A 23,099-nucleotide genomic window follows, 5' to 3' on the forward strand; every position below is an offset into this window, starting at 1 on the left:
AGCTAGAACCCGCCGGTATCGGCCGCCATGTTGTTGAAGCGCGAGTAGTGGCCCTGGAAGCCGACCACGAGCGTCTTGGTGGGACCGTTACGGTGCTTCGCCACGATGACATCGGCTTCACCGGCGCGGGGCGACTCCTTGTCATACACGTCGTCGCGGTGAAGCAGAATCACCATGTCGGCATCCTGCTCGATTGAGTTGTGGACGGCGATTCCGTTGGCTACGAAATTATGGTTTCCGAGAACAGTGGCGTCGAAAACTTCTTCCTCACCGTCCGCCTCAATGCTGATGATGCTGTCCCAAAGCAGGTCATTGACGGCCATGACATCAAGTTCGGCAGAATCAAGCACTGCCGCAACGCGAGCCAAGCGCTGACGTGACGGTGCTCGCTTGAAGAGCGTGGACCCGCAGTACTGGGTGCCGATGGCTGCCTGAAATGCCCGGTGGGTGATCTCTTTCTCAGCGAGGATCGCCTTCACGTCATCCCACACCTGCAGCGGCACGGTATCGACGTTGGTGTTGGCTGCCTTATCCCGGATGATCTCCAGTAGGCGGTCACACGCTATTGAGCGTTCGCCATGAACGCCGATCTCTTGAAGGAATCTCCTTTGATCGTCACCACCCGAGACGTCCAGCGTGTATCCCGGCCGGTAGTTGCCCTTCGCTGTGGCCCTCTTGACACGAGCGCTGATGCCGAACCGCAAGAGTAGGCAGGCAACGTCGTCGACAAGCCGTCTGGACGTGGAGGCGTAGTAGATTCGTCCGCCCGTGCCCGCCCGATTGACGGTCACGGAACCGTCCGTTGCCCAGAGGTGCTTCAGGAACAGGGAAATTTGAACTTTTGGCAGGGCGAAGACATCCTCCGGGACAAACTTCTCGTGGCTCCGGGCGCCAAAGAGACCGAGAGAGTCCAGCCAAGCAGCAATCGGGTTTCGTTTGCCGTGAGTGAGACGGTAAGGGGCGGGAAGGCGCACGGTAATGCAGCGTGCCGCGGCATAGTCGTCGCGCACAGCGGAGACTCCGAAGTGCTCGGCTGCGTCGGATACCGCCCGGACGTTTGCTTCGTCTTTAGTTGCGTATCGGATGGGTTGGCGCTTAACGAACGAACCGTCACCCAGCAAATGGCCGAGCAAGATCACTCGGGAGTCCTCCCAGTCCGTACGTTGCGACGGACCGTTGACGTGACGCGGCACTCCAAGTCGATCACCGACCTTGAGATCACCGAGCGGGCGCCACCCGTCGTAAGTGAAGAAGGGGTGGTTCGAGGTAGCGCGGACCGTCTTGCCGGACGCAAGGGTCAGCCGATAGACCTGCTTGATGCCTGTGGAAAAGACGTGGGTGAGGTGGCGCTCGACATAGCGGAGGCTCTCGTCCATTGACCAGACGGGGACGTCTTTCGCTCCGGCTTGGAATAACTCACCCATCGTGGTTTCGGCGCCGGTGTCCGAGCGCAGGACTCTCGTCTCAGCCGTGAGACATCCGGATTCGCGAAGGTCGGAGACCATTGGGCGCTTGTCTGTGCGCTGCTCGGAGCCACGGTTCAGCTGTGAGAGAGCGACGACGGGTACGTTCAGTTCCTTCGCGAGCAGCTTCAGTGCACGGGAGAACTCCGAGACTTCCTGCTGACGCGATTCAACCCGTTTGCCCGAGGACATCAGCTGAAGGTAATCCAGTACGACGAGCTTCAGGTCATGTCGCTGCTTCAGCCGCCGGCACTTCGCCCGGATCTCCATGAGCGACATGTTAGGGCTGTCATCGATGAACAGTGGAGCGTCGTTCATGCGACCCATGGTCGTGGCGATCTTGCCCCACTGCTCGTCCTTCACGGTTCCCTTGCGCAAATCCTGCAGGCCGATGGTGGCTTCCGCGGACAACAGGCGCATCGCGATTTCGTTTCTGCCCATTTCGAGGGAGAAGAACACTGTTGTCATGTTGTGCTTGATCGCAGCCGACCGCGCCCAGTCCAATGCGAACGTCGAGTTGTGCGTCGGGATGAAGGACCGGCCCGCCAAGTACATATGCTCGCTGTTCGCAACCTGGATGCAGCGCACCGGAACCGATTCGACGGGTTCAACCGACGTGATGAAACGCTGCGTACGCTTTGGAGTCGGCCGTGAGTCACGCTCCTTGTGCAGGATTTGCTTGCGTGTCAGACCGAAGACGGTGTCATCAGTCGAGAACGTGATTACGAAACACGTCGAGGAAGACACGCTTCTACCCTTTACCGGCTTTTCCCACCACCCGGTGCGATAACCAAGGCTGAGAGCAAGCTCGCGGAAGTCCGCGGCCAACTGTCGATGCGTAACCGCAAACTGCACGCAGCCAGCTGCCGTGACTGTACCGTCCGTATCCAACAAGCCAGCGAGCAGCGCTCGGCGCTGCATTTCACTTGCCCTCAGATACTGAGCAGGAATGTGTTTGTTACCCAGGACCCCGAGAGTCCTTAGTTGTGCCTGGAACGAGCCATTCGAAATGCGGCAGGGCATACAACGGAGGCCGCCGCTGCACGGGCGGCCGCAGTCGAGGCAGGTCGACGGGGGAACAGCGTCCGAGACAGCGCTCGCCTTAGCTCCACACCTCCGCGAACAGCTTCGGACGTGCCGCACCTTGTTTTCGAAAGGACGGCCGCAGACAACACAAAGGCCGCGGAATGTGTACTGCTCACGCAGACGCACAGAGTAGGTGATGCCTGCCACCTGCGCCGTTTCGTAATCTTCCCCGCCGATACGGAGGAGTACTTCCTCATCAGCAGTGGTGATGCGTGCAGCCTTGGATGCGCCATCCCCCAGCCACGCACCGAGCGTGTAAGGGCCAATAGGTAGCTCCGCATGGGGCATCACCAAGGGGCGGGTGTTGCGTACTGAATGATTGAGCCGGCGGTCCTTGGTCTCACAACGCAGCGTTTGAGCGATCTCCCCCGTTGTGCGGATCCCCGGGACGATCCGCTGATTGCGTGCGCCATTGTAACCCGTTGCCGCGGCCTGTGCAGACTTACGGGACGCTCGCGTGTCAGTAAGCCACTGATGCTCCTCGTCGGCGATGATCGTGGAGCCGTCATCAAAGGTCACCTTGTAGCACGGCCGCCCATGCATCACATGGGTTGCCGCGACAACGTGGGTTGGGGTCCCGTCTGCAGCAATCACTTCATCCCCGACTGAAACCTCACCCATCGAGGTCCAACCGCTTGGGGTGGCCAGCGGAGTGTCGAGTGCTAGAGCCTTCCCCATTGCCGGCCTGGCCGCGATAACAATCATCTGTCCGCCGTGCAGGCCCTGAGTCAGCTCATCAAACTCGTAGAAGCCCGTGGGAACGCCGGTCATGCCTTCGCCTCGGTGCCCGGCGGACTCAATCTCGTCCACCGTGCCCTCGATGATGTCCTTTAGCGGAACGTAGTCCTCGGCGGTGCGTCGCTCCGCGACGGCGTACACCTCCGCCTGGGCGGCGTTGACAATGTCATCCACTTCGCCGTCATTCGAATAACCCAGTTGAACAATCTTGGTGCCGGCATCAACAAGACGGCGAAGGACTGCGCGCTCACGAACGATTTCCGCGTAGAACCCAGCGTTCGCGGCAGTCGGTACGGACTGAATGAGGGTGTGAAGATAAGCGGGTCCGCCGATCCGGGAGATTTCGCCGCGTTTGGTCAGCTCATCCGAGACGGTGACGGCATCCGCAGGCTCGCCGCGGCCATAGAGATCGATGATCGACTCATAAATGCTCTCGTGTGCCGGGCGGTAGAAGTCCACGCCCCGAAGCACCTCAACGCAATCGGCGATGGCGTCCTTCGAAAGCATCATTCCACCGAGTACTGATTGCTCGGCAACAAGGTCCTGTGGGGGCGTACGGGAAAACTCCGGAGACCGTGTGTCTGATGATGAATCCGCATGAGTCAAAGACACGTGTGCGGCCTTTCTTCCCGTAGCTTCCCCGAACCCACTGGCCGAACTGGACGGTCAGGAATTTCGAGCTGATATGGAATAACTACCAGCTGCTACTGACAGTCTTGCGGTGTGGGATACCCCGCAACGCTAGTCCTGAACGCCACCCGCGCCAAGTGGGTTATCCACAGGGGTTGTGCATAAGTGGGTAATTGTTCGGCGTGTTGTGTGCACAGCTTGGGGACAAAGGTGTGGATTTGCGAATAGTTTTTACCGGAAACCACTTCTGACTAGGCGAAACAGTCCAAACGCTCTGTGGATAAAAAGAATCTAGCTATCAACATTCATCCTCAGATTCCATGTTGACAGAACCGCGAAATGCCCGTACAGGGCCCGGTTATGCACCTGCTATCCACAAGTACACAGCTAGCTGATTGTGTTCTGGATCACAGTGCAAATAGGGCATGACGGCCGTGTATGCCGCTCCCCTGATGGACGGGAGTCGGTCATGCAAGGGAAGGCATACTCCTAGAAATCGAACATCTCGCCGAGCCAGTTATCCTTCTTCTTCCGGTACGGCTTCTGGCCGCGCGGCTCATAACCGCGTCCCTCGTAGCCTCGGTAGTCATCTCCGCGACGGTTGTCCCGCTCAAAGCGGTGATCGCGGGAGTCGTAGCGGTCGTCGTCGTACCGTCCATGATCGCGCTCGGAGGGGCGCGGCGCCCGGTTCAGCAGAGGCGACGGCAGGGGCGGAGCCACAGGCGGTGCCGACGGCGCATGCGGACGCTCAGGGCCGGCAAGCGCAGCAGCCCGGTCGAGGATCTTGTCCAGCTCTCCCCGGTCCAGCCATACCCCGCGACAGGTAGGGCAATAGTCGATTTCGACGCCGCTTCGCTCAGACATCACGAGGTCAATATTGTCGACAGGACATTTCATGAGCGTTCCTCCGGGTTCGGTTGCGCGCAGCTGGTGGCACCGACTGCTGGCTCACCCACTGATCGCCTGCAATACTGCCCTACATGGCTGAAAACAAGACTATGCCCACCGAGGCATCTGTACAGGATTTCGTCGCAGCAGTTCCCAATGAACGACGACGCCGGGACGCGGAGACCTTGTTGGCGATGATGGAGCGGGTAACCGGACTGGAACCGGTCATGTGGGGACCGTCCATGATTGGCTTCGGAAGCTACCACTACAAGTACGCGACCGGCCGTGAGGGAGACGCACTTGCAACCGGCTTCTCGCCGCGAAGCGCCAACCTGGCGCTGTACGGGCTGACTGAAGCTCCCGGATCGGCTGAGTTACTGCAGAAGTTGGGCAAGCACAAGACCGGCGCAGCGTGCCTCTATATCAACAAGCTCGAGGACGTCGACCTGGAGGTTCTCGAACAGCTCACAGCAATGGGCCACCGACACGTAACCACGACCGACTACACGTTCTCCTGAGCCACCCACGGAACTTTCGTGCAGCTTTGGCGGCTTCCACGCCGTCGAAGTCACCAGAGCTGCACGAAAGTTCCGGGAAAAGTCCGGGCAAGCGAAAGGCCCCCGCTCAACCGAGCGGAGGCCTTTCGTTGAGCGCTGTCAGCGCCCTAGCCACTTAGCGCTTCACAACTTCCCCAACCTCGCTTCGCTCGCTTGGGGACCCCTGTTGTTTAGCTGGCGACGACGTTGAGATCGATCGTGGCCGCGACGTCCTCGTGCAGACGAACGTTGGCCTGGTAGCTGCCAACCGACTTGATGTGTGCCGGCAGTTCAACCTTGCGCTTGTCGATCGAGCCGAGACCTGCAGCCTCAACAGCCTTCGCGACATCCTCGGCCTTGACGGTACCGAAGAGGCGTCCGGACTCGCCGGCCTTGACGGTCAGCTTGACCGGCTTCGCCTGGAGTGCGGCAGCCTGGCGCTGGGCATCCTCAAGAGAGGCGTGCTCACGTGCACTGCGTGCAGCCTTGATTGACTCAACCTGCTTCTCGCCACCCTTGGTCCAGGTGAGGGCGAAGCCGCGGGGCAGAAGGTAGTTACGTGCGTAACCGTTCTTCACCTCGACAACATCGCCGGCAGTGCCGAGACCGGTGACTTCCTGGGTCAGAATAAGCTTTGCCATTGTGTAAGTTCCCTTTCCTTAGCCGCGGCCTGCGCCGGAGTAAGGCAGGAGGGCAACTTCGCGGGCGTTCTTGATTGCCTGTGCGATCTTGCGCTGTTCCTGCACGGTGACGCCGGTTACGCGGCGTGCACGGATCTTTCCGCGGTCGGAAATGAACTTACGCAGCAGTGCTACGTCCTTGTAGTCGATGACGGTGACGTCAGCGGCCTTCAAGGGGTTTGACTTTGGTTTGGGCTTACGAAGTTCAGCCTTAGCCATCGTGGTGCTCCTTATGTCTGGTGGAGCCCGCAGAACGGTTCTGCGGGATGGGAATTACTACTGGTGCACAGCGATACCGTGCACACGATGGTTAGAACGGTGGCTCGGAAGAATCCGGGCCGTTACCCCAACCTGACGAGTTGCCGCCAGCAGGCGCTCCCCAGGGATCCTGGGATGCCTGGCTCTGGCTTTGCTGCTGCTGGCCGCCGCTCCAACCCTGGTTGGAACCGCCGCCACCGCCGAAGTTGCCGTTGTCTCCGCCGAAGCCACCACCGCCACCGCCTGAGCGCTGGGTGCGGCTGACCTTCGCGGATGCGTAGCGCAGGGATGGACCGATTTCGTCCACCTCCAGCTCCATGACGGTGCGCTTCTCGCCTTCCTTGGTTTCATACGAACGTGACTTGAGGCGGCCCTGGGCAACAACGCGGGTTCCCTTGGTGAGGGTTTCCGCGACGTTTTCAGCCGCTTCACGCCAGACCGACGCGCGGAGGAACAGCGTTTCGCCGTCCTTCCATTCGTTGGACTGACGGTCGAAGGTCCGCGGCGTCGACGCAATGGTGAAATTAGCCACTGCAGAGCCTGACGGGGTGAAACGAAGTTCCGGGTCGCTGGTGAGATTACCGACGACCGTGATTGTGGTCTCGCCTGCCATGGTGCCTCCTACGGTCACTGGCCCACCGGGGTGGACCTGGTTTTGAAGCCGAAATTACTCGGCAGAAACCTTCTGCTCCTCGGGGCGGATGATCTTGGTGCGCAGGATGGTCTCATTCAGACCAAGCTGGCGGTCAAGTTCAGCAGCGATAGCCGGGGTAGCGGTGAAGTTGACGACGGCGTAAATGCCCTCGGCCTTCTTCTTGATTTCGTAAGCCAGGCGGCGACGTCCCCAGATGTCCACCTTGTCTACGGTTCCTTCACCATTGCGAACAACGTTCAGGAACTTCTCGAGTGTTGGCTCAACGGTACGTTCCTCGACATCGGGGTCGATGATTACCATCAGTTCATAAGCACGCATTTGTGAACCCACCTCCTCTGGGCTAAACGGTCGCGGTCCTTCCGCAACAGGAGGTTCTTTTGCGTTGGTTCGGCCCCGAAACCGCACATTTCCGCGGTTCCGCGCAGGCACGAACTCATCAATACTATCCGAATTAACGGGCCGCTCCGAACCGGCTGTGGACAACTAGACCGTGGTCGAGAAGAACCGTTCCGTGATCCGCGTGAGCTGGTACGGGTCCTCAACGCCGCACAGTTCGCGCGCTGAATGCATGGACAGCAGCGGCACGCCGACATCGACCGTCCGGATTCCCAGGCGCGTGGCCGTCAGCGGCCCAATGGTGGACCCGTACGGCATCACGTTGTTCGACACGAATTCCTGGTACGGCGCTCCGGCATCGTGGCACAGCCTTGCCCAATATGCAGCGCCCGGTGCGTCCGTGGTGTACCGCTGGTTGGCGTTGATCTTCAGCAGCGGCCCGCCGTTCAGGACCGGGTGGTTCGCGGGGTCGTGCCGGTCCGCATAGTTCGGGTGAACGGCGTGGCCTGCGTCGGCAGAGACACAGAACGACGACGCCAGGGCCCGCCTCCGCGCTTCGGCGTCAGCTCCCAGCCCGGCCGAGATCCGGTGCAGGATGTCCTCGAGGAACGGTCCACTCGCACCTGAGCGTGAGGCGCTGCCCACTTCCTCGTGATCAAAGGCGGCCAGCACGGCGATGGGGGCGCCGTCGTCGTCGTGCTTTGTCGCGTGGATCAGGGCGGTAAGCCCGGCGTGCACGGAAGAAAGATTGTCCAGTCGGCCCGAGGCAAAGAACTCGCCGTCTGCGCCGAAGACGCGCGGCTCCTGGGTGTCGGCGACGACGACGTCGAACCCGCCGACCTCCGCCGCCTCCAGATCCGCATCCACCGCCAGCAGCTGCAGCAGGTCGGCGCGCGCGGGGTCACCGAGCCCCCAGACGGGGTTCATGTGCTGCTGCTTGTCCAGCTTCAATCCGTCATTGACTGCGCGGTCGAGGTGGATCGCGAGCTGGGGAAAGCGCAGGAGCGGGCCGGTGTGCACGAGGTGCTCGGCGCCGTCGTGCGTAACCAGACGACCCGCAAACGCCAGCTCGCGGTCCAGCCAGGAGTTCAGCAACGGCCCGCCGTAGACCTCGACGCCGGCCTGAAGCCAGCCGTGTCGGCCGATCGTCGGCTTGGGCTTGAGCTTGAAGGACGGCGAATCGGTGTGGGCGCCGAGTATATGGAACCCGGTGGTCTCGGTGGCAGCGGCCGGGGTGCGCCAGGCGATCAGCGCGCCGTCGCGGATAACGAAGTAACGGCCGGGCCCGCCGTCCCAGGCGTCCTCCTCGAGCAACCGGGTGAACCCGGCTGCCTGTAGGCGCCGGCCGCCCTCATGGGCTGCGTGGAAACTCGAGGGCGAGGCGCTGACGTAAGCGCCGAGATCAGCAATGTGGGCGTGAGCGGCAGTCATGCATTCCACCCTAGCGCTAGAAATCCAGCCCCTGGCTTGGCGTCACCAGACCGGTCTCATAGGCGTACACCACGGCCTGAACGCGGTCGCGCAGGTGAAGTTTGGTCAGAATGCGGCGGACGTGCGTCTTGACCGTTGCTTCGGACAGAAAGAAGCGGTGGGCCAGTTCCGCGTTGGAGAGCCCCTCCGCGATAGCCTCCAGCACTTCCAGTTCCCTCGGCGTCAGGTCCTCGAGCAGCGGATCGCGGGCCGGCTTCGGCGCGTCCGGTTTGGAGCGCACGTACGTCTCGAGCAGGCGCTGGGTGATCCGCGGAGCGACGACGGCGTCACCGCTCGCGACCACGCGCACGGCACGCACCAGTTCCTCCGGCGCCACGTCCTTGAGCAGGAACGCCGAGGCGCCGGCCTGCAGTCCTGCGAACGCGTACTCGTCGAGGTCGAACGTGGTGAGGATGATGATCCGGGCGCAGGCTCCGGAGGCCGTGATGCGCCGGGTCGCTTCGATGCCGTCCATCACCGGCATGCGGACATCCATGAGGACGACGTCGGGAGCCAGGCTGCCAACGAGCCGGGCGCCCTCCGCGCCGTCCGATGCCTCGCCGACAATGTGCATGTCCTCCTCACCTTCGAGGATCAGGCGGAAGCCCATGCGCAGAAGCGGCTGGTCGTCCACGAGAAGGACTTTGGTCGGTTCACTCACGCCGTTTTCTCCTGCTCTTGGGGTATCTCCAGTGCCGCGTTAACTACCCAGCCGCCGGATGGCCCAGGTCCGCACTTCACGGTACCGCCGTAAATCGCTGCACGTTCGCGCATGCCCGCGATCCCCTGTCCCGTTCCAATCGAGGCGGCGGGCTCCATGGCTCCGCGTCCGTCGTCGGACACGCGGACCTTCACCGTACTTCCCACCCGCGCGATCGCGACATCAACGGCGGTTACCGCCTTGCCATACCGCAGGACGTTGGTCAATGACTCCTGAATGATGCGGTACACAGTCAGTTCGAAGGCCGGATCCCCCGGCAGCCCTGGACCACTCAACTGCACCCGAATGGGCAGACCCGCCGCGCGGAAGCCGTCAAGGAGGCTGGCGAGCGATCCCGTAGCCGGGAGCGGAGCCAGCGGTGCGGCGTCGGGCGCTTCCCGCAGGACGCCCAGGACCCTGCGCATGTCTGCGAGCGCTGTCCGGCCGGTGGCGGAGAGTTCGGTGAGAACCTGGCGCGCACGGTCCTGGTCGCGCTTCATGACGACGGCGGCGCCATCCGAGAGCGCCACCATCACTGAGAGCGAGTGAGCGACGACGTCGTGCATCTCGCGTGCAATACGGTTGCGTTCGTTCGCGGACGCCAGCTCCGCGTTGCGGTCCGCCCAGTCGCGGAGTTCGTTCTCGTGCTTGCGCTCGCGCCGGACGGTCATGCCGGCACCCATCGCGACGGCGTACCACATGACGATGAAGCCCATGACAACCCAGATCAGGAAGGGAAATTCGTCCGGCATCATGTTCGGCGTGAACCACAGGGGCGCGATCGAGATAACAAGGGCACCGATGAGCGCGGCGATCGCAACGCGGATCTTGTGCGAAACGGCAACCACATACAGGGCGAACCAGATGGCGATGCCAACGCTGGAACGCGCCTCCGACAGCAGTAGCGCAAAGGGTTCCACAGCACACAGCAGCGCGAGCACGATCAGCGGTCGGCTGCGCCTGAAAGCCAGGATGACGGCCGCCACGCCGAGCGGCGCCACGCTCCACCAACCCGTGGATACCTCTGCGGCGAAGAACACATTCGGAACGCTCGCAAGCAGAAAGAGCAGTACGACGACGGCGTCCATCACCCGCGGATGGTTCCGGAAGAACCGGCGGATGGGGCCGAGCCGTCGTGCGTTAATCTCGGTGAAGGAGACGGCAGCCGTTCGTTCCGCCGTCCCCTTCACCGAGGTCTTTTCACTCATGGAGTGAGCTTATTGTGCGCGGTGCCTAGACGTCGCGCTTCTTCGTGACCAGGAGGGAGATCAACAGGAGACCCAGGGCCCAGCCGCCGAGGACCAGCGCGCCCTGCCACTGGTTGAGGGCGCCGTCGGCGATGTCGATGGCCACCATCTGGGCGGCACCCGCATCAGGAAGGAACCGGGCGGCGTCGGGAATCCAGTCGGCGATGCCGGCAAGAAGCGTCATCACGAGGATCGGCACAACGAACAGCAAGCCGATCGTGGTGACCACGCCGCCCGCCGTGTTGCGCAGGAGCGTTCCGATGGACATCGCCATGACAGCGACCAGCGCCAGAACCGAGCCGGTGTTGATGATGTGCAGCAGGACACCGTCGGTACCGAGGCTGAAGTTGAGTTCGGACGGCGTCAGGATCGGCTGCGACACAAGGTAGCCGAGGAAGGCGGATCCCGCTCCGAGAACGAAGGCGATCAGCGCGAAGACAAGCTGCTTGGCAAGCAGCGCCGGAACGCGCTTCGGGACGGCGACCATTGTGGACCGGATCATGCCCGTTCCCCACTCGGAAGCGATCAGGACCACCGCGAGGGAGCCGATAAGGAGCTGCCCGAATACGACGCCGGAGCCCGGGATGGTGGAAACAATGGACGTGGCATCTGGAGCGCCTTGCATCTGGGCGGCCATCTCCGGGTCGGCCTGGAAATCGAGGAGCACAGTGGTCTGCCAGGCGAAAAGCGCTGCGAAACCAACCATGACTATCAATGTGATTGCCAGCAGAATTACTGTGGAGGGGACCGTGGTGACCTTGATCCACTCGGACTTCAGGACTCGCCCGAAGCTCACTCCCGATCCTGTGGTGGTGCGGCGGGCGATCGGGCTCTGTGGAGCCGTCGCAGTAGCTGTATGTGCCATGGTTACTTTCCTCCCTGGGCGCCGGCTCCGGCGGGGGCCTGCGGAAGATCATGTGAGTGGTACTCAACTGCATCGCCGGTGAGCTGCATGTAGGCCTCTTCAAGGGACGCCTGCAGCGGCGTGAGTTCGTAGACGAGCACCTGATTGGCGAGGGCCGCCTGCGCGATCCGGCGCGTGTCGGCACCGGTGATTTCGAGGAGTTCAGGCTCGAGCTGCTGGGTGGTGACGCCGTCTGCAGCCAAAGCCCTGACCAGCTCACCCGGATTCTCGGTGCGGACCCTGGTGCGCGACTGACCCTGACCCGCGATGATTTCGCTGATCGGTGCGTCGGCGATGATCCTGCCGCGCCCGATCACGATCAGGTGGTCCGCAGTGAGCGCCATCTCCGACATGAGGTGGGAGGACAGGAAGACCGTGCGGCCCTCGGATGCCAACCCTTTGACAAGGTGGCGGACCCATTGGACGCCCTCGGGGTCGAGACCGTTGACCGGCTCGTCGAGGATGACGGTGTGCGGGTCACCGAGCAGCGCGGCGGCAATGCCGAGGCGCTGGCCCATACCCAGGGAGAAACCACCGACGCGCTTCTTGGCGACAGGGCCAAGGCCGGTCATGTCGATGACTTCCTTGACCCGGCTGTTGGGAATGCCGTGGGTCGCGGCCATCGCGCGAAGGTGGTTGTAGGCGCTGCGCTTGGTGTGGACGGCTTTTGCGTCGAGCAGGGCGCCTACTTCACGCAACGGTGCCGCGTGCTGTGCGTAGTGTTTGCCGTTGACGCGTACATCACCGCCTGAAGGACGGTCCAGCCCCACGATCATGCGCATGGTGGTGGACTTACCGGCCCCGTTGGGACCGAGGAAGCCGGTCACCTGGCCGGGCTTCACGGTGAAGGAAATGCGATCTACGGCCGTCTTGGAGCCGTAGCGTTTGGCCAGCTCTGCTGCCTCAATCATTGTGGGCATCCTTGGGAAGAGGGGTTTCTTGGAATACTTCCACCCTACTTATCCGTGTGCACCGCGACGCCGCCCAGAGGGATGATCTTGCTCTGGCCGCCGGTACGTCGAAAGGATGATCCCCGCGAACCTCGAACGTCATCGAGTGGGCGCTGATGACGGGTTCCCCCGCGGAATCCGGTTATTTCTGCCCGCTCGATGTTGCTCAGGGAATTGCGGCCAGGGACTGCGGGCGACCTGGGATGTCGAGTTCGTACTGCTCAAGCGTTTCGAGGTTGACCGCCGTGATGCCCGGCCAGAATCCTTCCCGGGTATAGCCACCGGAGAGCAGTGCATACTGTGTGCCGGCGGCATCCGTCCACGGAAGCACCGTTTCATGGAGGCGGCCCAGCGGCACAATTTCCTCCTGGTCCGTAGCCAGGTCGCGGATAGTCAGGTTCGGTTCCCCTGTCGCGTTTCCGAACGCGCCCGTGCCTATACCCAGCAGTTTCCCCTCGATATAGGCCGCGCCGTGCTGGTGCGAGTTCGCGGTCATTTCCTCCACAGCAACAGTGCCGGTTGCCGGATCGACGACGGCGAGCGCCAGCCCCTGGTAGGGCAGGAGGAGGTTGCCGTCGTCGTCGATCGCGCCGTAGTGAAGCTTCTCCCACGAGGCCAGGCCGTCTTCGGTGCCGAAAGGGGCGACTTCGATCTGTCGGGCAGCGAGCGTCCCGGCGTCGACGATGTGAACCGAGAACGAATCGTGATCGATCGTATAGACCTCCGAGCCGTCATCCGAGAGGAGGATGTCGAAGGGGCGCAGGCCCACCTCGACGCTTCCGATTGACTGTCCGGCCGCGACGTCGATCTTCTCCAGCACCGACGTACCGCCCGCGACGACGACGGCGACATACACGGTGCTGCCGTCATCGCTGGCCACGATTCCGGTGCCACCGGGCCGGTACTCCCCGAACTCGACCGGGGCGGGTTGATGCGCATAAGGGATCAAAGCGGTCCGTGCTCGCCGGTCGAGATCGACGACGGCGACGCCTTCCGCTGTGGAGACAAACGCCTGCCCAGCCGCCACGTACACATCCCACGGTGCAGCACCGACCGGGATGGTGTCCTGGACCGGGTTCTCCCGATCGGCGGGATCAACAACCAGGAGGCTGTCGCCTGAGGCATCGGTGGCGAGGACAAGGTCCGGCTCAGCGGCTGGCGGCTTGGCAACGTCCGGCGTCGACACGGAAACCGGAGGCTCCGTCAGCGGCGGCCTGGAAACTTCGACCGATATCGACGGTTCGTCCGACTCAGGAGATTCGGACGGCGCTTCGGCGGGCGCTCTGGTACACGCGCTCATCAGGAGCAGGCAGAGTACGACGACGACGCGGCGGAGCATGCATCCATTGTCACCTGCGCGTCGCCTAGTCCGGGAAGCGCGTCGAGCGGGCGCCAAGAACCACTTTTCTTGCGAAAAGGGTTCTGAGCGCCCGCTCGAAGTATCCGTGCTGCGGAGAGTCAGCGTGAACTGATGGACTTGTACTTCTTCACGGCTAGCGGCACAAAGATGGCGAGCATCAGTACAGCGCCTATCAGTACCGTCGGGATGGCATTCTGCATTGGCCAGGCGTCAGGCACGGGTGCCGTACCAACGTTTCCGAATAGCTCACGGGCCGCCTGCACGAGGGCAGATACCGGGTTCCAATTGGCGAAGGTCTCGAGCGGAGCCGGAAGGTTCTGGGGCTGCACAAAGGCATTCGAGATGAACGTCAACGGGAAGAGGATCATAAATGAGGCATTGTTGATCGTCTCAGCTGACTTCACCATCATCCCGAGCAGCGCCATTACCCAACTGAAAGCGAAGGAGAAGAGCAGGAGCAGGCCAACCCCGGCAAGGAACTCCGGAACCGAGGTGTTGACCCTCCACCCAACAAGGAAACCTGTGCCGATCATGATGAGCATCGAGATGGCGTTCAGAACCAGATCACTCACTGTTCGACCGATAAGGACCGCTGAGGAGCTCATCGGCAGTGTCCTGAAGCGGTCAACGATCCCGAGCTTCAGGTCCTGTGCCATCGAGGCCCCGGAGAAAGTTGAACCGAAGACTACGGTCTGGGCGAAAATGCCTGCCATCAGGTACTGCGTGTAATCAGTGCCCTCGACCGCGATTGATCCGCCGTAGATCTGGCTGAACAGCAGTACGAACATGATGGGTTGCAGAACTGCGAAAATCAGCATGTCCGGGGATCGTTTGATCTTGATGAGATTTCGTTTGGTTACCGTCCATCCGTCAGACAACCACATGGCGCCTGCACTCATGCGGGCCGGTTCGATGCCCGATCGGACTCCCTGAGTAAGGACGCTCACTGTGCTTTCTCCATCTCTGCGTTTTCGGGGACTTCCTCTTCAGCCCGATGCCCTGTGAGTTTCAGGAAGACATCATCGAGGCTGGGCCGCCGCATCCCGGCGTCGTGTAGCTCAATGCCCGCCTGGCCCAGATCCGCGAGCACATACTGCAGTGCGCGTGGTCCCTCAATCACGGACACCTCAACGGTGCGGTCGTTCACGATGGGCTCGCCGTCGCCGTGGCGGCCCAGAATCTCACGTGCGGAGCCGGCGTCGGACTCGTTGACAAGCGTGACAACCACACGGTGGCCGCCGATCTGCGCCTTCAACTGGTCCGAGGTGCCTTCCGCGATGACCTTGCCGCCGTCGATCACAGCAATGTCGTCAGACAGGTGGTCTGCTTCCTCAAGGTACTGGGTGGTGAGCAGCAGCGTTGTGCCCTCCTTCACCAGGTTGTTGATGATTTCCCAGAGTGCGAGCCTGCTCCGCGGGTCCAATCCAGTGGTGGGTTCGTCAAGGAAGAGGATCTTGGGATTGATCACCAAAGCACCGGCGAGGTCGATTCGACGGCGCATGCCGCCGGAAAACCCCTTGACCGGGCGGTTGCCCGCTTCGGTCAGCTCAAACTGGTCGATCAGCTCCTGTGCCCGCTTGCGAGCGGTCCTGGCTCCCAGGTGGTAGAGCCTGCCGACCATCTCTAGGTTCTCGAACCCCGTCAGGTTTTCATCCACCGCGGCGTACTGGCCGGACGCCCCAATGATGCGTCGGGCAGCCTTCGGATTGCGGACGACGTCGATCCCATCGATGTGTGCGAAACCCTCGTCCGGCTTGATCAGGGTGGTGAGAACTTTTACTGCCGTCGTCTTGCCCGCGCCATTCGGCCCAAGCAATGCCTTCACGGTTCCCTGCGGAACCGAAAGGTTCAGACCCGCCAGCGCATGCACGGGACCGCTCTTCGATTTATACGTCTTCGTCAGACCCTCGGCCTGGATGATTGTCATGGGTCAACCCTAGGTTTCTACAGTCGTGGGATTAAGAGCATTGCGGACAGATTCGGTCCGCATGAGCGGAGCCCAATCTCGAACGGCCTTCAGCAGCATAACCAACTAGTTGGGATTTCTCAATCAGTTGTGGAACTGGGCACTCAGGCTTTGATTGCGGGAATGCATTCAAACAGATGTTCACACTGTAGACATTCGGCGCCTGTAAGGCAACGATCCGCGTGAACCACGTAGGTTGCATGTCTATCTAGTTAGTGTAACGATATACGGGTGGTGAACGAGAGTGAGTGGCCGGGCGAATGGCTCCGGGGCGTGCTCATGCCGTGCGTCCTCAACATCCTCGTCGGCGAGACGACATACGGATACGTCATCAGTCAACGCCTCACCGCTGCAGGACTGGGAAAGATCAAGGGCGGAACCCTCTACCCCCTGCTTGGGAGGTTGGAGAAGGACGGGCTGGTCTCCATCGAATGGCGGGCCGGTGAAGGCGGACCGGGCCGGAAGTACTACTCCCTCACCGCCACAGGTCGGGAGCAGGCCAATTCAAGCACCGAAGACTGGAAACGCTTCTCAAACGCTGTGTCCGCGCTCCTCAATTCAACACAGAACGAAAACAGGGGGAATCAGCATGGGTAGGTCACCAATGAAAGCGATTCATCGACATCGTTATGCGCTCGAGCGCGAGCTTGCTCCAGCGGTGGAAGAGGAGTGGGCCGAGAAACTGATCCTTGAACTCCGGCTGGCCGGGGTGAGCGGCAAGCGGATCGGTGACGCTCTCTCGGAGGTGAACTCCCACTGCGCGGAAAGCGGTCAGAACGCGGACGATGCCTTCGGTGACCCTGTTGAGTACGCACGCTCCTTGAAGCTGCCACCGGATCTGTCAACGGGTGCGTTCCGCGCCGCTGCACCTCTTGCCGTGCAGCTTGCCGGCTCGGCCGCCCTTCTGGACGGGCTTCGTTCAATCAATAGCGGCGGGCCGGTGCTCTTCTCGTTGGGCGAGGCCGTTGTCGTCGCCCTTGTGCTCGGAGCGCTGATACTTCTCACCACGCAACTCGAGTGGCTGCTCCGGGCCTTCGTCAGGAGGCCCATCGCCGCCGTCGTCGTTCATTCCATGCTTTTGGTGGCCATGCTCGTTGCGCTTGTCTCGCTCGACGACGTCACGCTCGCGCAGTTCCCGGCGCGGCCCACGTTTGCGGCGGGGACGACCGTCCTTCTTTTCGGGGTCGCGTGGCAACTCTCCGATATGAGGAGAAAGCGCGGCGGAGCCGAAGACCCCGTCACGTCACCCCTGAAGCGAACCACCAAGCGGAAACCCCTGCGATCCCGCCTGGCGTCCTCCGCCGTGTTCTGGATCATCCCCATCTACACGGCCGTGTTTGCAGCCCTCGCTCTCCTGCCCGCCTAGCGGACCAGCAGCGGTTCGAAAAAGGCAGCCAACTCGTTGGTCGCCGTCAACGAGAGCACATTGGCCACGTACTGGTCAGGACGAACGACGACGACGGCGCCATTGCGGCTGATGCCGCGCAGCTCGAAGATGTCTTCAGCCGGGTCAACACCGAACACCTTCTCCAGATAGTTGAGCCTGAACGGGCCGACCTGCGGTTTGAAGACTTCCGGGACAGCGTTGATGTCGATGCTCGGGTGATCCTGTTGGTAGATGACCCTGACGTCGAACCAGGCGTCACGATCCGCCCCCTCGGGCGTGGCAGTCAGCGGTGAGTCCGGTGCAGTCGCGATCCACGCCGCGAAGTCCTCAACCGGCGACGGGGTTCCCGGAAGCGCTTCGTCAGCGAAGACGTAGATGCGCCAGCGGCCATCCGCCTTGGCCTGATGGCCCAGGTGAACAGGATTGGTGTCGCAGACACGCACAACGGGAGCCGACTTGAAGCGCTTCCCGATGGTGAAGCCGGTAGCCAGGTCCTGGTGCTCAGCCTCAGCGACCACAATTGAAGGTGCGTACTCGGTCATGAAACCGGCCGGGAACTCTGCGGTGCGTACGTAGAAGTCCTCCAACTCGGAGGGATTCTCAAACTCCTCGGGCCGCTTGGCCATCAGCGTGGACCACTGCTTATCGAAGTCGATCAGGTTCTTCGCAACTACCTGCCGCTCCGCTGAATACGTGGCCAACAAGGATTCGGGGCTGCGGCCCTCCAGCACGTGCCCCAGCTTCCAGCCGATGTTGAAGCCGTCCTGCATCGAGACATTCATGCCCTGGCCCGCCTTCGCGCTGTGGGTATGGCAGGCGTCGCCGGTGATGAAGACACGCGGAGTCCGGGTACCGAGCTCGGCCAGGATCACGTCGTCGAACCGGTCAGTCAGCCGGTGACCTACCTCGTACACGCTGTGCCAGGCGACGCTGCGGACGTCCAGGGTATAGGGATGCAGGATCGCGTTGGCCTTCTGGATGATCTCCTCGATGGTGGTGCGCCGGACGGCTCCGGCGTCATCCGGGCGCACCTCTCCAAGGTCCACATACATCCGGAACAGGTGCCCGCCCTCACGCGGAATGAGGAGGATGCTGCCGCCGGAGACGGACTGGATGGCGCACTTGAGGCGGATGTCGGGGAAGTCCGTGACTGCGAGGACGTCCATGACTCCCCACGCGTGGTTCGCCTTATCGCCCGCCATCGTGCAGCCGATCGCCTCGCGGACCTTGCTGCGCGCTCCATCAGCACCGACGACGTACTTGGCGCGGACCGTCCGCTCCTCACCTTCATTGGGGCCCGTGGTGTGTCCCAGGGTCACGGTGACCGGGTACTCACCCTCTCCCGTGACCTCAAGGCTGCGGAATTCCAGCCCGTAATCCGGCTCCATGCGCGCGGGCGAGTTGGCCATGAACTCCGCGAAGTAGTCGAGCACGCGCGCCTGATTGACGATGAGGTGGGGGAATTCACTGATCCCCGTAGGGTCGTCCTCCGTGCGGGCAGTCCGCACGATACGTGAGGGGTCAGCGCGGTCCGGCTTCCAGAACGCCATCTCCGTGATCCGGTACGCCTCGGCGGTGATGCGCTCGGCGAAACCGAACGCCTGGAAGGTCTCGACGCTTCGAGCCTGGATGCCGTCCGCCTGGCCGATTGCCAGCCTCCCGCCACGCCGTTCCACGATCCGCGTGGTGACCCCGGGGAATTGTGAGAGCTGCGCCGCCGCGAGCATGCCTGCGGGGCCGCTTCCGACAACGAGCACATCGACCTCATCCGGGAGATCCTTCGGTTGGTTCAGCCCGACGCCTGCCGCCGGTTCAACTCGCGGGTCACCGGATACGTAACCGTGGTGATGAAACTGCACGGGCTTCTTCCTCACTTCTTCGTGGACCAGAGTTCGTTATTTGAACAATGCGTTCAATAGTCGAGCCATTGCTTTCGCAGATACTGTAGGACAACTATGAGCTGGACCACAAGGACGGGTTGACGCCTGCCTGACGCTCCGGCAAACTTCGTATATGATTTCGTACCTGATTGAGTACGATACCGCATTCGAATAGAAGGAGGCGCTGTGACCCCGGAGTCCCAGCAACAGGACCTCAACGACGATCTGCTGGCCCGGACCCGCAAGGTCATCGCCGTCCACATCAATTACCCCAGCCGGGCGGCCCAGCGGGGACGCACACCAGGCCAGCCCTCCTACTTCCTCAAGCCGCCGTCGTCGTTGGCACTTGGTTCCCCTTCGAATCCAGGCATGGTCGAGCGCCCGGCCGGCTGTGAGCTCCTCGGCTATGAGGGCGAAATCGCGCTCATCATCGGCAAGCCGGCACGGCGAACGAGCCTCGAGGACGCTTGGAGCCACGTCCGGTGGGTGACCGCAAGCAACGACCTCGGCGTTTATGACCTGCGCTACGCGGACAAAGGCTCCAACCTGCGCTCCAAGGGGGGCGACGGCTTCACACCGGTTGGTCCTGCCCTTATCCCCGCAGCCGGCGTAAATCCTGCCAACCTCCGCATCCGCACATGGCACAACAGCGATCTGGTGCAGGACGACACAACCGAACATCTTCTGTTCCCGTTCAACCGGCTGATTGCGGACCTCTCCCAGCTGCTGACGCTCGAAGAGGGAGACATCATCCTCACGGGTACGCCTGCCGGCGCCTCCGTTGCGGAACCCGGAGACGTGGTCGCGGTGGAAGTCAGCGCCGGAGACCTGAGCAGCGGAAGGCTGACCACGAAGATCACCGAAGGTACGGCCCCGTTCGCGGACTTCGGCGCGCTTCCCAGGACAGATGACACCCAGCGGGAAGAGGCCTACGGCTCACGCGTTGCCGCGGGGTTGGAACCAGCCGCGAAAGTCCTGACGCCGGAGCTGAAGATGAAGCTCGAAAGCGTCGCCACCGCCACCCTCTCTTCGCAACTGCGCAAACGCGGACTGAATAACGTGAGCATCGACGGCCTGCAGAGCACCCGCCCTGGAAGCCGCGTAGTGGGAACCGCGCGCACCCTCCGCTTCGTGCCCAACCGCGAGGACCTGTTCAAATCCCACGGCGGGGGCTTCAACGCCCAGAAGCGCGCGATCGATTCAGTGAACGACGGCGAGATCATCGTCATGGAGGCACGCGGAGAAAAAGGCACGGGCACAGTGGGTGACGTCCTGGCTCTACGCGCACAGGTGCGCGGTGCGGCAGCCATCATCACCGACGGCGGCGTCCGCGACTTCTCGGCCGTCGCTGAACTCGAGATGCCAACCTACTTCTCCAACCCGCATCCAGCGGTGCTGGGCCGCAAGCACGTTCCCTGGGACACCGACATCACGATTGCATGCGGTGGAGCAACCGTTCAGCCCGGAGACATCATCGTTGCCGATTCCGACGGGATCCTGGTGATCCCGCCGGCCCTGGCCGAGGAACTCGCCGATGACTGCATCCAGCAGGAGAGCGAGGAGACGTACATCTTCGAAATGGTCAAGCAAGGCCACAGCGTGGACGGGCTGTTCCCGATGGACGCTGAGTGGAAGGCCAGATACCAGGAGTGGGCTTCGACGCAATTGAAACCTGCGGAAGGGAAAATCGGTGACTGAAGCCGCCGTCGTCGTACACGAAGAAGCGAAGCCGGGCAGCAAATCCGAGCAGGCCTATGCCGCCGTCAAGGCGCGGATAGTCAATGGCACCTACTCACCGGGCTATCGGCTGGTGCTCGCAAGGATTGCCCATAGTCTCGGGGTCAGCGTTGTCCCCGTACGTGAGGCGATCCGCAGGTTGGAAGCCGAAGGGCTGGTGACCTTCGAACGGAATGTCGGCGCCACAGTTTCGGGAATCGATCCCACCGAATACCTCTACACCATGCAGACGCTGAGCATAGTGGAGGGTGCCGCCACTGCCCTGTCCGCGCCGCTGATCGATTCGGTGGCGATCGGGCGTGCGCGTGCCGTCAACGAGGAGATGCGGGAGTGCCTCGAGCACTTCAACCCGGACCGTTTCACTGCGCTGAACCAGGACTTCCACGGCATCCTGTTTGAGCACTGCCCCAATCCGCACATCCTCGACCTTGTGCATCGCGGCTGGAACCGGCTGGCCGCGCTGCGGTCATCGACGTTTCGTTTTGTGCCCGGCCGCGCCCAGGAATCAGTGCTCGAACACGAGCTGCTCCTTCACCTCATCGAATCAAGTGCCGACGCCGACGCCATCGAACACGCGGCCAGACGGCATCGCGCGGCCACCCTTGAGGCCTACCTCGCGCAGGCTCCAACCACCAATAAATAGCAGTCAGGAAGAGACGATGACGAACACATCCCCTGCAACCAGCACCCATTACGTTCCCGAGGATCTGCCGACACATATCCAGCACTACATCGACGGGCAATTTGTCGATTCAATCAGCGGCAGGACCTTCGACGTCCTTGACCCGGTGTCCAACGGCAACTACGCCACCGCTGCGGCCGGCCAGAAAGAGGACATTGACCGCGCTGTGGCGGCTGCCCGCGAAGCTTTCGCCAACGGTCCATGGCCAAGGATGAAGCCCCGTGAGCGGGCGCGCGTCCTGAACCGGATAGCTGACGCGGTCGAAGCCCAGGAAGAACGCCTGGCCGAACTTGAGACGTTCGATACGGGGCTGCCCATCACGCAGGCGAAAGGACAGGCCCGCCGTGCTGCCGAGAACTTCCGCTTCTTCGCGGACCTGATCGTTGCCCAGTTCGACGACGCCATGAAGGTCCCGGGCTCGCAGATCAACTACGTCAACCGGAAGCCGATCGGCGTTGCGGGCCTTATCACCCCGTGGAATACCCCGTTCATGCTGGAATCCTGGAAACTGGCGCCGGCGCTGGCCACCGGCAACACCGTGGTCCTCAAACCAGCCGAATTCACGCCGCTCTCGGCGTCACTGTGGGCGCAGATCTTCAAGGATGCGGGCCTCCCCGACGGCGTCTTCAACCTGGTGAACGGCCTCGGGGAAGAGGCCGGGGACGCCCTGGTCAAGCATCCTGACGTGCCGCTGATCTCCTTCACGGGCGAAACCACCACCGGGCAGCTCATCTTCCGCAACGCCGCCGAGAATCTCAAAGGTCTTTCGATGGAACTCGGCGGAAAGTCGCCATGCGTGGTCTTTGCTGACGCTGATCTCGACGCCGCTCTTGACTCAGCTCTGTTCGGCGTTTTCTCGCTCAACGGCGAGCGCTGCACAGCAGGCTCACGCATCCTCGTTGAGCGGGCCATCTACAGCGAGTTCTGCGAGCGGTACGCGGCCCGGGCGAAGACCATCGTCGTCGGCGACCCACATGATCCCAAAACGCAGGTCGGTGCACTGGTTCACCCCGAGCATTACGAGAAGGTGGCCTCCTATGTGGAGATCGGGAAGTCCGAGGGCCGCCTGCTCGCCGGGGGCGGCCGTCCCGAGCACCTCCCTGAAGGCAACTACATCGCACCGACGGTGTTTGCCGACGTAGCACCGGAGGCACGGATCTTCCAGGAGGAGATCTTCGGGCCCGTTGTAGCTATCACGCCGTTTGATAACGACGACGAGGCTCTGGCCCTGGCGAACAACACGAAGTACGGACTGGCCGCCTACATCTGGACGCAGAACCTGACCCGTGCCCACAACTTCTCCCAGAACGTCGAGGCCGGGATGGTCTGGTTGAACAGCCACAACGTCCGCGATCTACGCACCCCGTTCGGCGGAGTGAAAGCATCCGGCCTGGGCCACGAGGGCGGTTACCGCTCCATTGACTTCTACACGGACCAGCAGGCGGTGCACATCACGCTCGGTGCCGTGCACACGCCGAAGTTCGGCAGCGTTGACGACGCCGCCGGCACTGAAGGCTGATCCCTCCCCCTCAACACCACTCAAAGA

General features: G+C 62.3%; 21 protein-coding genes. 6 read left to right on the top strand and 15 right to left on the bottom strand.

Annotation, left to right across the window (positions count from 1 at the left end; translation table 11 throughout):
- Positions 1 to 2: 2 nt before the first annotated feature.
- Positions 3 to 3,899 (bottom strand): replicative DNA helicase, encoded by a 3,897-nt coding sequence (locus ACX80C_RS13240; RefSeq protein ID WP_459326925.1) that lies wholly within the window; start codon positions 3,897 to 3,899, stop codon positions 3 to 5.
- A gap of 507 nt (positions 3,900 to 4,406) precedes the next feature.
- Positions 4,407 to 4,814: a TFIIB-type zinc ribbon-containing protein gene (locus tag ACX80C_RS13245; protein ID WP_459326926.1), complete on the bottom strand. Its 408-nt coding sequence runs from the start codon at positions 4,812 to 4,814 to the stop codon at positions 4,407 to 4,409.
- Positions 4,815 to 4,897: 83 nt separating this feature from the next.
- Here ACX80C_RS13245 and ACX80C_RS13250 point away from each other — a divergent pair, with 83 nt between their 5' ends.
- Positions 4,898 to 5,323 (top strand): DUF1801 domain-containing protein, encoded by a 426-nt coding sequence (locus ACX80C_RS13250; RefSeq protein WP_459326927.1) that lies wholly within the window; start codon positions 4,898 to 4,900, stop codon positions 5,321 to 5,323.
- Between the two features lie 209 nt (positions 5,324 to 5,532).
- Here the strand turns inward: ACX80C_RS13250 and rplI are convergent, their stop codons facing one another.
- From rplI to ACX80C_RS13310, 12 genes are all read right to left on the bottom strand, one after another.
- Positions 5,533 to 5,982: a 50S ribosomal protein L9 gene (gene rplI, locus ACX80C_RS13255; RefSeq protein WP_459326928.1), complete on the bottom strand. Its 450-nt coding sequence runs from the start codon at positions 5,980 to 5,982 to the stop codon at positions 5,533 to 5,535.
- Between the two features lie 18 nt (positions 5,983 to 6,000).
- Complete coding sequence (rpsR, locus tag ACX80C_RS13260) at positions 6,001 to 6,240, bottom strand: 30S ribosomal protein S18 (protein WP_005273147.1); 240 nt, start codon at positions 6,238 to 6,240, stop codon at positions 6,001 to 6,003.
- A 91-nt stretch (positions 6,241 to 6,331) separates the two neighbouring features.
- Positions 6,332 to 6,892, bottom strand: coding sequence for a single-stranded DNA-binding protein (locus ACX80C_RS13265; RefSeq protein WP_167995420.1), 561 nt, complete (start codon positions 6,890 to 6,892; stop codon positions 6,332 to 6,334).
- A gap of 54 nt (positions 6,893 to 6,946) precedes the next feature.
- Positions 6,947 to 7,252, bottom strand: coding sequence for a 30S ribosomal protein S6 (gene rpsF / locus ACX80C_RS13270; protein WP_167995421.1), 306 nt, complete (start codon positions 7,250 to 7,252; stop codon positions 6,947 to 6,949).
- A 165-nt stretch (positions 7,253 to 7,417) separates the two neighbouring features.
- Positions 7,418 to 8,701 (bottom strand): M18 family aminopeptidase, encoded by a 1,284-nt coding sequence (locus tag ACX80C_RS13275; protein ID WP_459326929.1) that lies wholly within the window; start codon positions 8,699 to 8,701, stop codon positions 7,418 to 7,420.
- A 16-nt stretch (positions 8,702 to 8,717) separates the two neighbouring features.
- Positions 8,718 to 9,401, bottom strand: a complete 684-nt coding sequence (locus ACX80C_RS13280; protein ID WP_459326930.1) for a response regulator — start codon at positions 9,399 to 9,401, stop codon at positions 8,718 to 8,720.
- Positions 9,398 to 10,648 carry a sensor histidine kinase gene (locus tag ACX80C_RS13285; RefSeq protein WP_459326931.1) on the bottom strand — a complete coding sequence of 417 codons (1,251 nt, stop codon included), beginning with the start codon at positions 10,646 to 10,648 and terminating at the stop codon, positions 9,398 to 9,400. Before ACX80C_RS13285 ends, ACX80C_RS13280 begins: the two co-directional genes overlap by 4 nt.
- A gap of 25 nt (positions 10,649 to 10,673) precedes the next feature.
- Positions 10,674 to 11,552, bottom strand: coding sequence for an ABC transporter permease (locus tag ACX80C_RS13290; protein WP_459326932.1), 879 nt, complete (start codon positions 11,550 to 11,552; stop codon positions 10,674 to 10,676).
- 2 nt (positions 11,553 to 11,554) lie between these two features.
- Complete coding sequence (locus ACX80C_RS13295) at positions 11,555 to 12,502, bottom strand: ABC transporter ATP-binding protein (protein ID WP_167995426.1); 948 nt, start codon at positions 12,500 to 12,502, stop codon at positions 11,555 to 11,557.
- Between the two features lie 205 nt (positions 12,503 to 12,707).
- The gene (locus tag ACX80C_RS13300; RefSeq protein ID WP_459326933.1) at positions 12,708 to 13,880 is read right to left on the bottom strand and encodes a YncE family protein; all 1,173 of its coding nucleotides are present in this window, start codon (positions 13,878 to 13,880) and stop codon (positions 12,708 to 12,710) included.
- A 119-nt stretch (positions 13,881 to 13,999) separates the two neighbouring features.
- Positions 14,000 to 14,800, bottom strand: coding sequence for an ABC transporter permease (locus tag ACX80C_RS13305; protein WP_459327013.1), 801 nt, complete (start codon positions 14,798 to 14,800; stop codon positions 14,000 to 14,002).
- 44 nt (positions 14,801 to 14,844) lie between these two features.
- Positions 14,845 to 15,828: an ATP-binding cassette domain-containing protein gene (locus ACX80C_RS13310; RefSeq protein WP_459326934.1), complete on the bottom strand. Its 984-nt coding sequence runs from the start codon at positions 15,826 to 15,828 to the stop codon at positions 14,845 to 14,847.
- Between the two features lie 270 nt (positions 15,829 to 16,098).
- Here ACX80C_RS13310 and ACX80C_RS13315 point away from each other — a divergent pair, with 270 nt between their 5' ends.
- Together ACX80C_RS13315 and ACX80C_RS13320 are read left to right on the top strand one after the other, a co-directional pair.
- Positions 16,099 to 16,464 carry a PadR family transcriptional regulator gene (locus ACX80C_RS13315; RefSeq protein ID WP_459326935.1) on the top strand — a complete coding sequence of 122 codons (366 nt, stop codon included), beginning with the start codon at positions 16,099 to 16,101 and terminating at the stop codon, positions 16,462 to 16,464.
- On the top strand, positions 16,457 to 17,233 hold the full coding sequence (locus ACX80C_RS13320; RefSeq protein WP_459326936.1) for a hypothetical protein: 777 nt from the start codon (positions 16,457 to 16,459) through the stop codon (positions 17,231 to 17,233). Before ACX80C_RS13315 ends, ACX80C_RS13320 begins: the two co-directional genes overlap by 8 nt.
- Here ACX80C_RS13320 and ACX80C_RS13325 read toward each other — a convergent pair.
- Positions 17,230 to 19,113 (bottom strand): FAD-binding monooxygenase, encoded by a 1,884-nt coding sequence (locus ACX80C_RS13325; protein ID WP_459326937.1) that lies wholly within the window; start codon positions 19,111 to 19,113, stop codon positions 17,230 to 17,232. The genes ACX80C_RS13320 and ACX80C_RS13325 overlap by 4 nt on opposite strands.
- Before the next feature lie 207 nt (positions 19,114 to 19,320).
- On the opposite strand from ACX80C_RS13325, the gene ACX80C_RS13330 reads away from it, so the two are divergent.
- The 3 genes from ACX80C_RS13330 to hpaE are packed head-to-tail and all read left to right on the top strand — an operon-like array spanning position 19,321 to position 23,072.
- A complete protein-coding gene (locus tag ACX80C_RS13330; protein WP_459326938.1) occupies positions 19,321 to 20,832 on the top strand; it encodes a fumarylacetoacetate hydrolase family protein in 1,512 nt (503 codons plus the stop codon).
- A complete protein-coding gene (locus ACX80C_RS13335; RefSeq protein WP_459326939.1) occupies positions 20,825 to 21,514 on the top strand; it encodes a GntR family transcriptional regulator in 690 nt (229 codons plus the stop codon). The genes ACX80C_RS13330 and ACX80C_RS13335 overlap by 8 nt, the downstream gene beginning before the upstream one ends.
- A 16-nt stretch (positions 21,515 to 21,530) precedes the next feature.
- Positions 21,531 to 23,072 carry a 5-carboxymethyl-2-hydroxymuconate semialdehyde dehydrogenase gene (gene hpaE, locus ACX80C_RS13340; protein ID WP_459326940.1) on the top strand — a complete coding sequence of 514 codons (1,542 nt, stop codon included), beginning with the start codon at positions 21,531 to 21,533 and terminating at the stop codon, positions 23,070 to 23,072.
- The last annotated feature ends 27 nt before the right edge of the window (positions 23,073 to 23,099 follow it).

The organism is Arthrobacter tecti (assembly GCF_054511355.1).

Bases quoted from the DNA above. Each gene is read 5' to 3' on its own strand.
- hpaE (WP_459326940.1), top strand. From the start codon at position 21,531: ATGACGAACACATCCCCTGCAACCAGCACCCATTACGTTCCCGAGGAT.
- ACX80C_RS13295 (WP_167995426.1), bottom strand. From the start codon at position 12,502: ATGATTGAGGCAGCAGAGCTGGCCAAACGCTACGGCTCCAAGACGGCC.
- ACX80C_RS13265 (WP_167995420.1), bottom strand. From the start codon at position 6,892: ATGGCAGGCGAGACCACAATCACGGTCGTCGGTAATCTCACCAGCGAC.
- ACX80C_RS13300 (WP_459326933.1), bottom strand. From the start codon at position 13,880: ATGCTCCGCCGCGTCGTCGTCGTACTCTGCCTGCTCCTGATGAGCGCG.
- rpsF (WP_167995421.1), bottom strand. From the start codon at position 7,252: ATGCGTGCTTATGAACTGATGGTAATCATCGACCCCGATGTCGAGGAA.
- rpsR (WP_005273147.1), bottom strand. From the start codon at position 6,240: ATGGCTAAGGCTGAACTTCGTAAGCCCAAACCAAAGTCAAACCCCTTG.
- ACX80C_RS13250 (WP_459326927.1), top strand. From the start codon at position 4,898: ATGGCTGAAAACAAGACTATGCCCACCGAGGCATCTGTACAGGATTTC.
- ACX80C_RS13275 (WP_459326929.1), bottom strand. From the start codon at position 8,701: ATGACTGCCGCTCACGCCCACATTGCTGATCTCGGCGCTTACGTCAGC.
- rplI (WP_459326928.1), bottom strand. From the start codon at position 5,982: ATGGCAAAGCTTATTCTGACCCAGGAAGTCACCGGTCTCGGCACTGCC.
- ACX80C_RS13285 (WP_459326931.1), bottom strand. From the start codon at position 10,648: ATGAGTGAAAAGACCTCGGTGAAGGGGACGGCGGAACGAACGGCTGCC.
- ACX80C_RS13305 (WP_459327013.1), bottom strand. From the start codon at position 14,800: ATGAGTGCAGGCGCCATGTGGTTGTCTGACGGATGGACGGTAACCAAA.
- ACX80C_RS13290 (WP_459326932.1), bottom strand. From the start codon at position 11,552: ATGGCACATACAGCTACTGCGACGGCTCCACAGAGCCCGATCGCCCGC.
- ACX80C_RS13320 (WP_459326936.1), top strand. From the start codon at position 16,457: ATGGGTAGGTCACCAATGAAAGCGATTCATCGACATCGTTATGCGCTC.
- ACX80C_RS13310 (WP_459326934.1), bottom strand. From the start codon at position 15,828: ATGACAATCATCCAGGCCGAGGGTCTGACGAAGACGTATAAATCGAAG.
- ACX80C_RS13245 (WP_459326926.1), bottom strand. From the start codon at position 4,814: ATGAAATGTCCTGTCGACAATATTGACCTCGTGATGTCTGAGCGAAGC.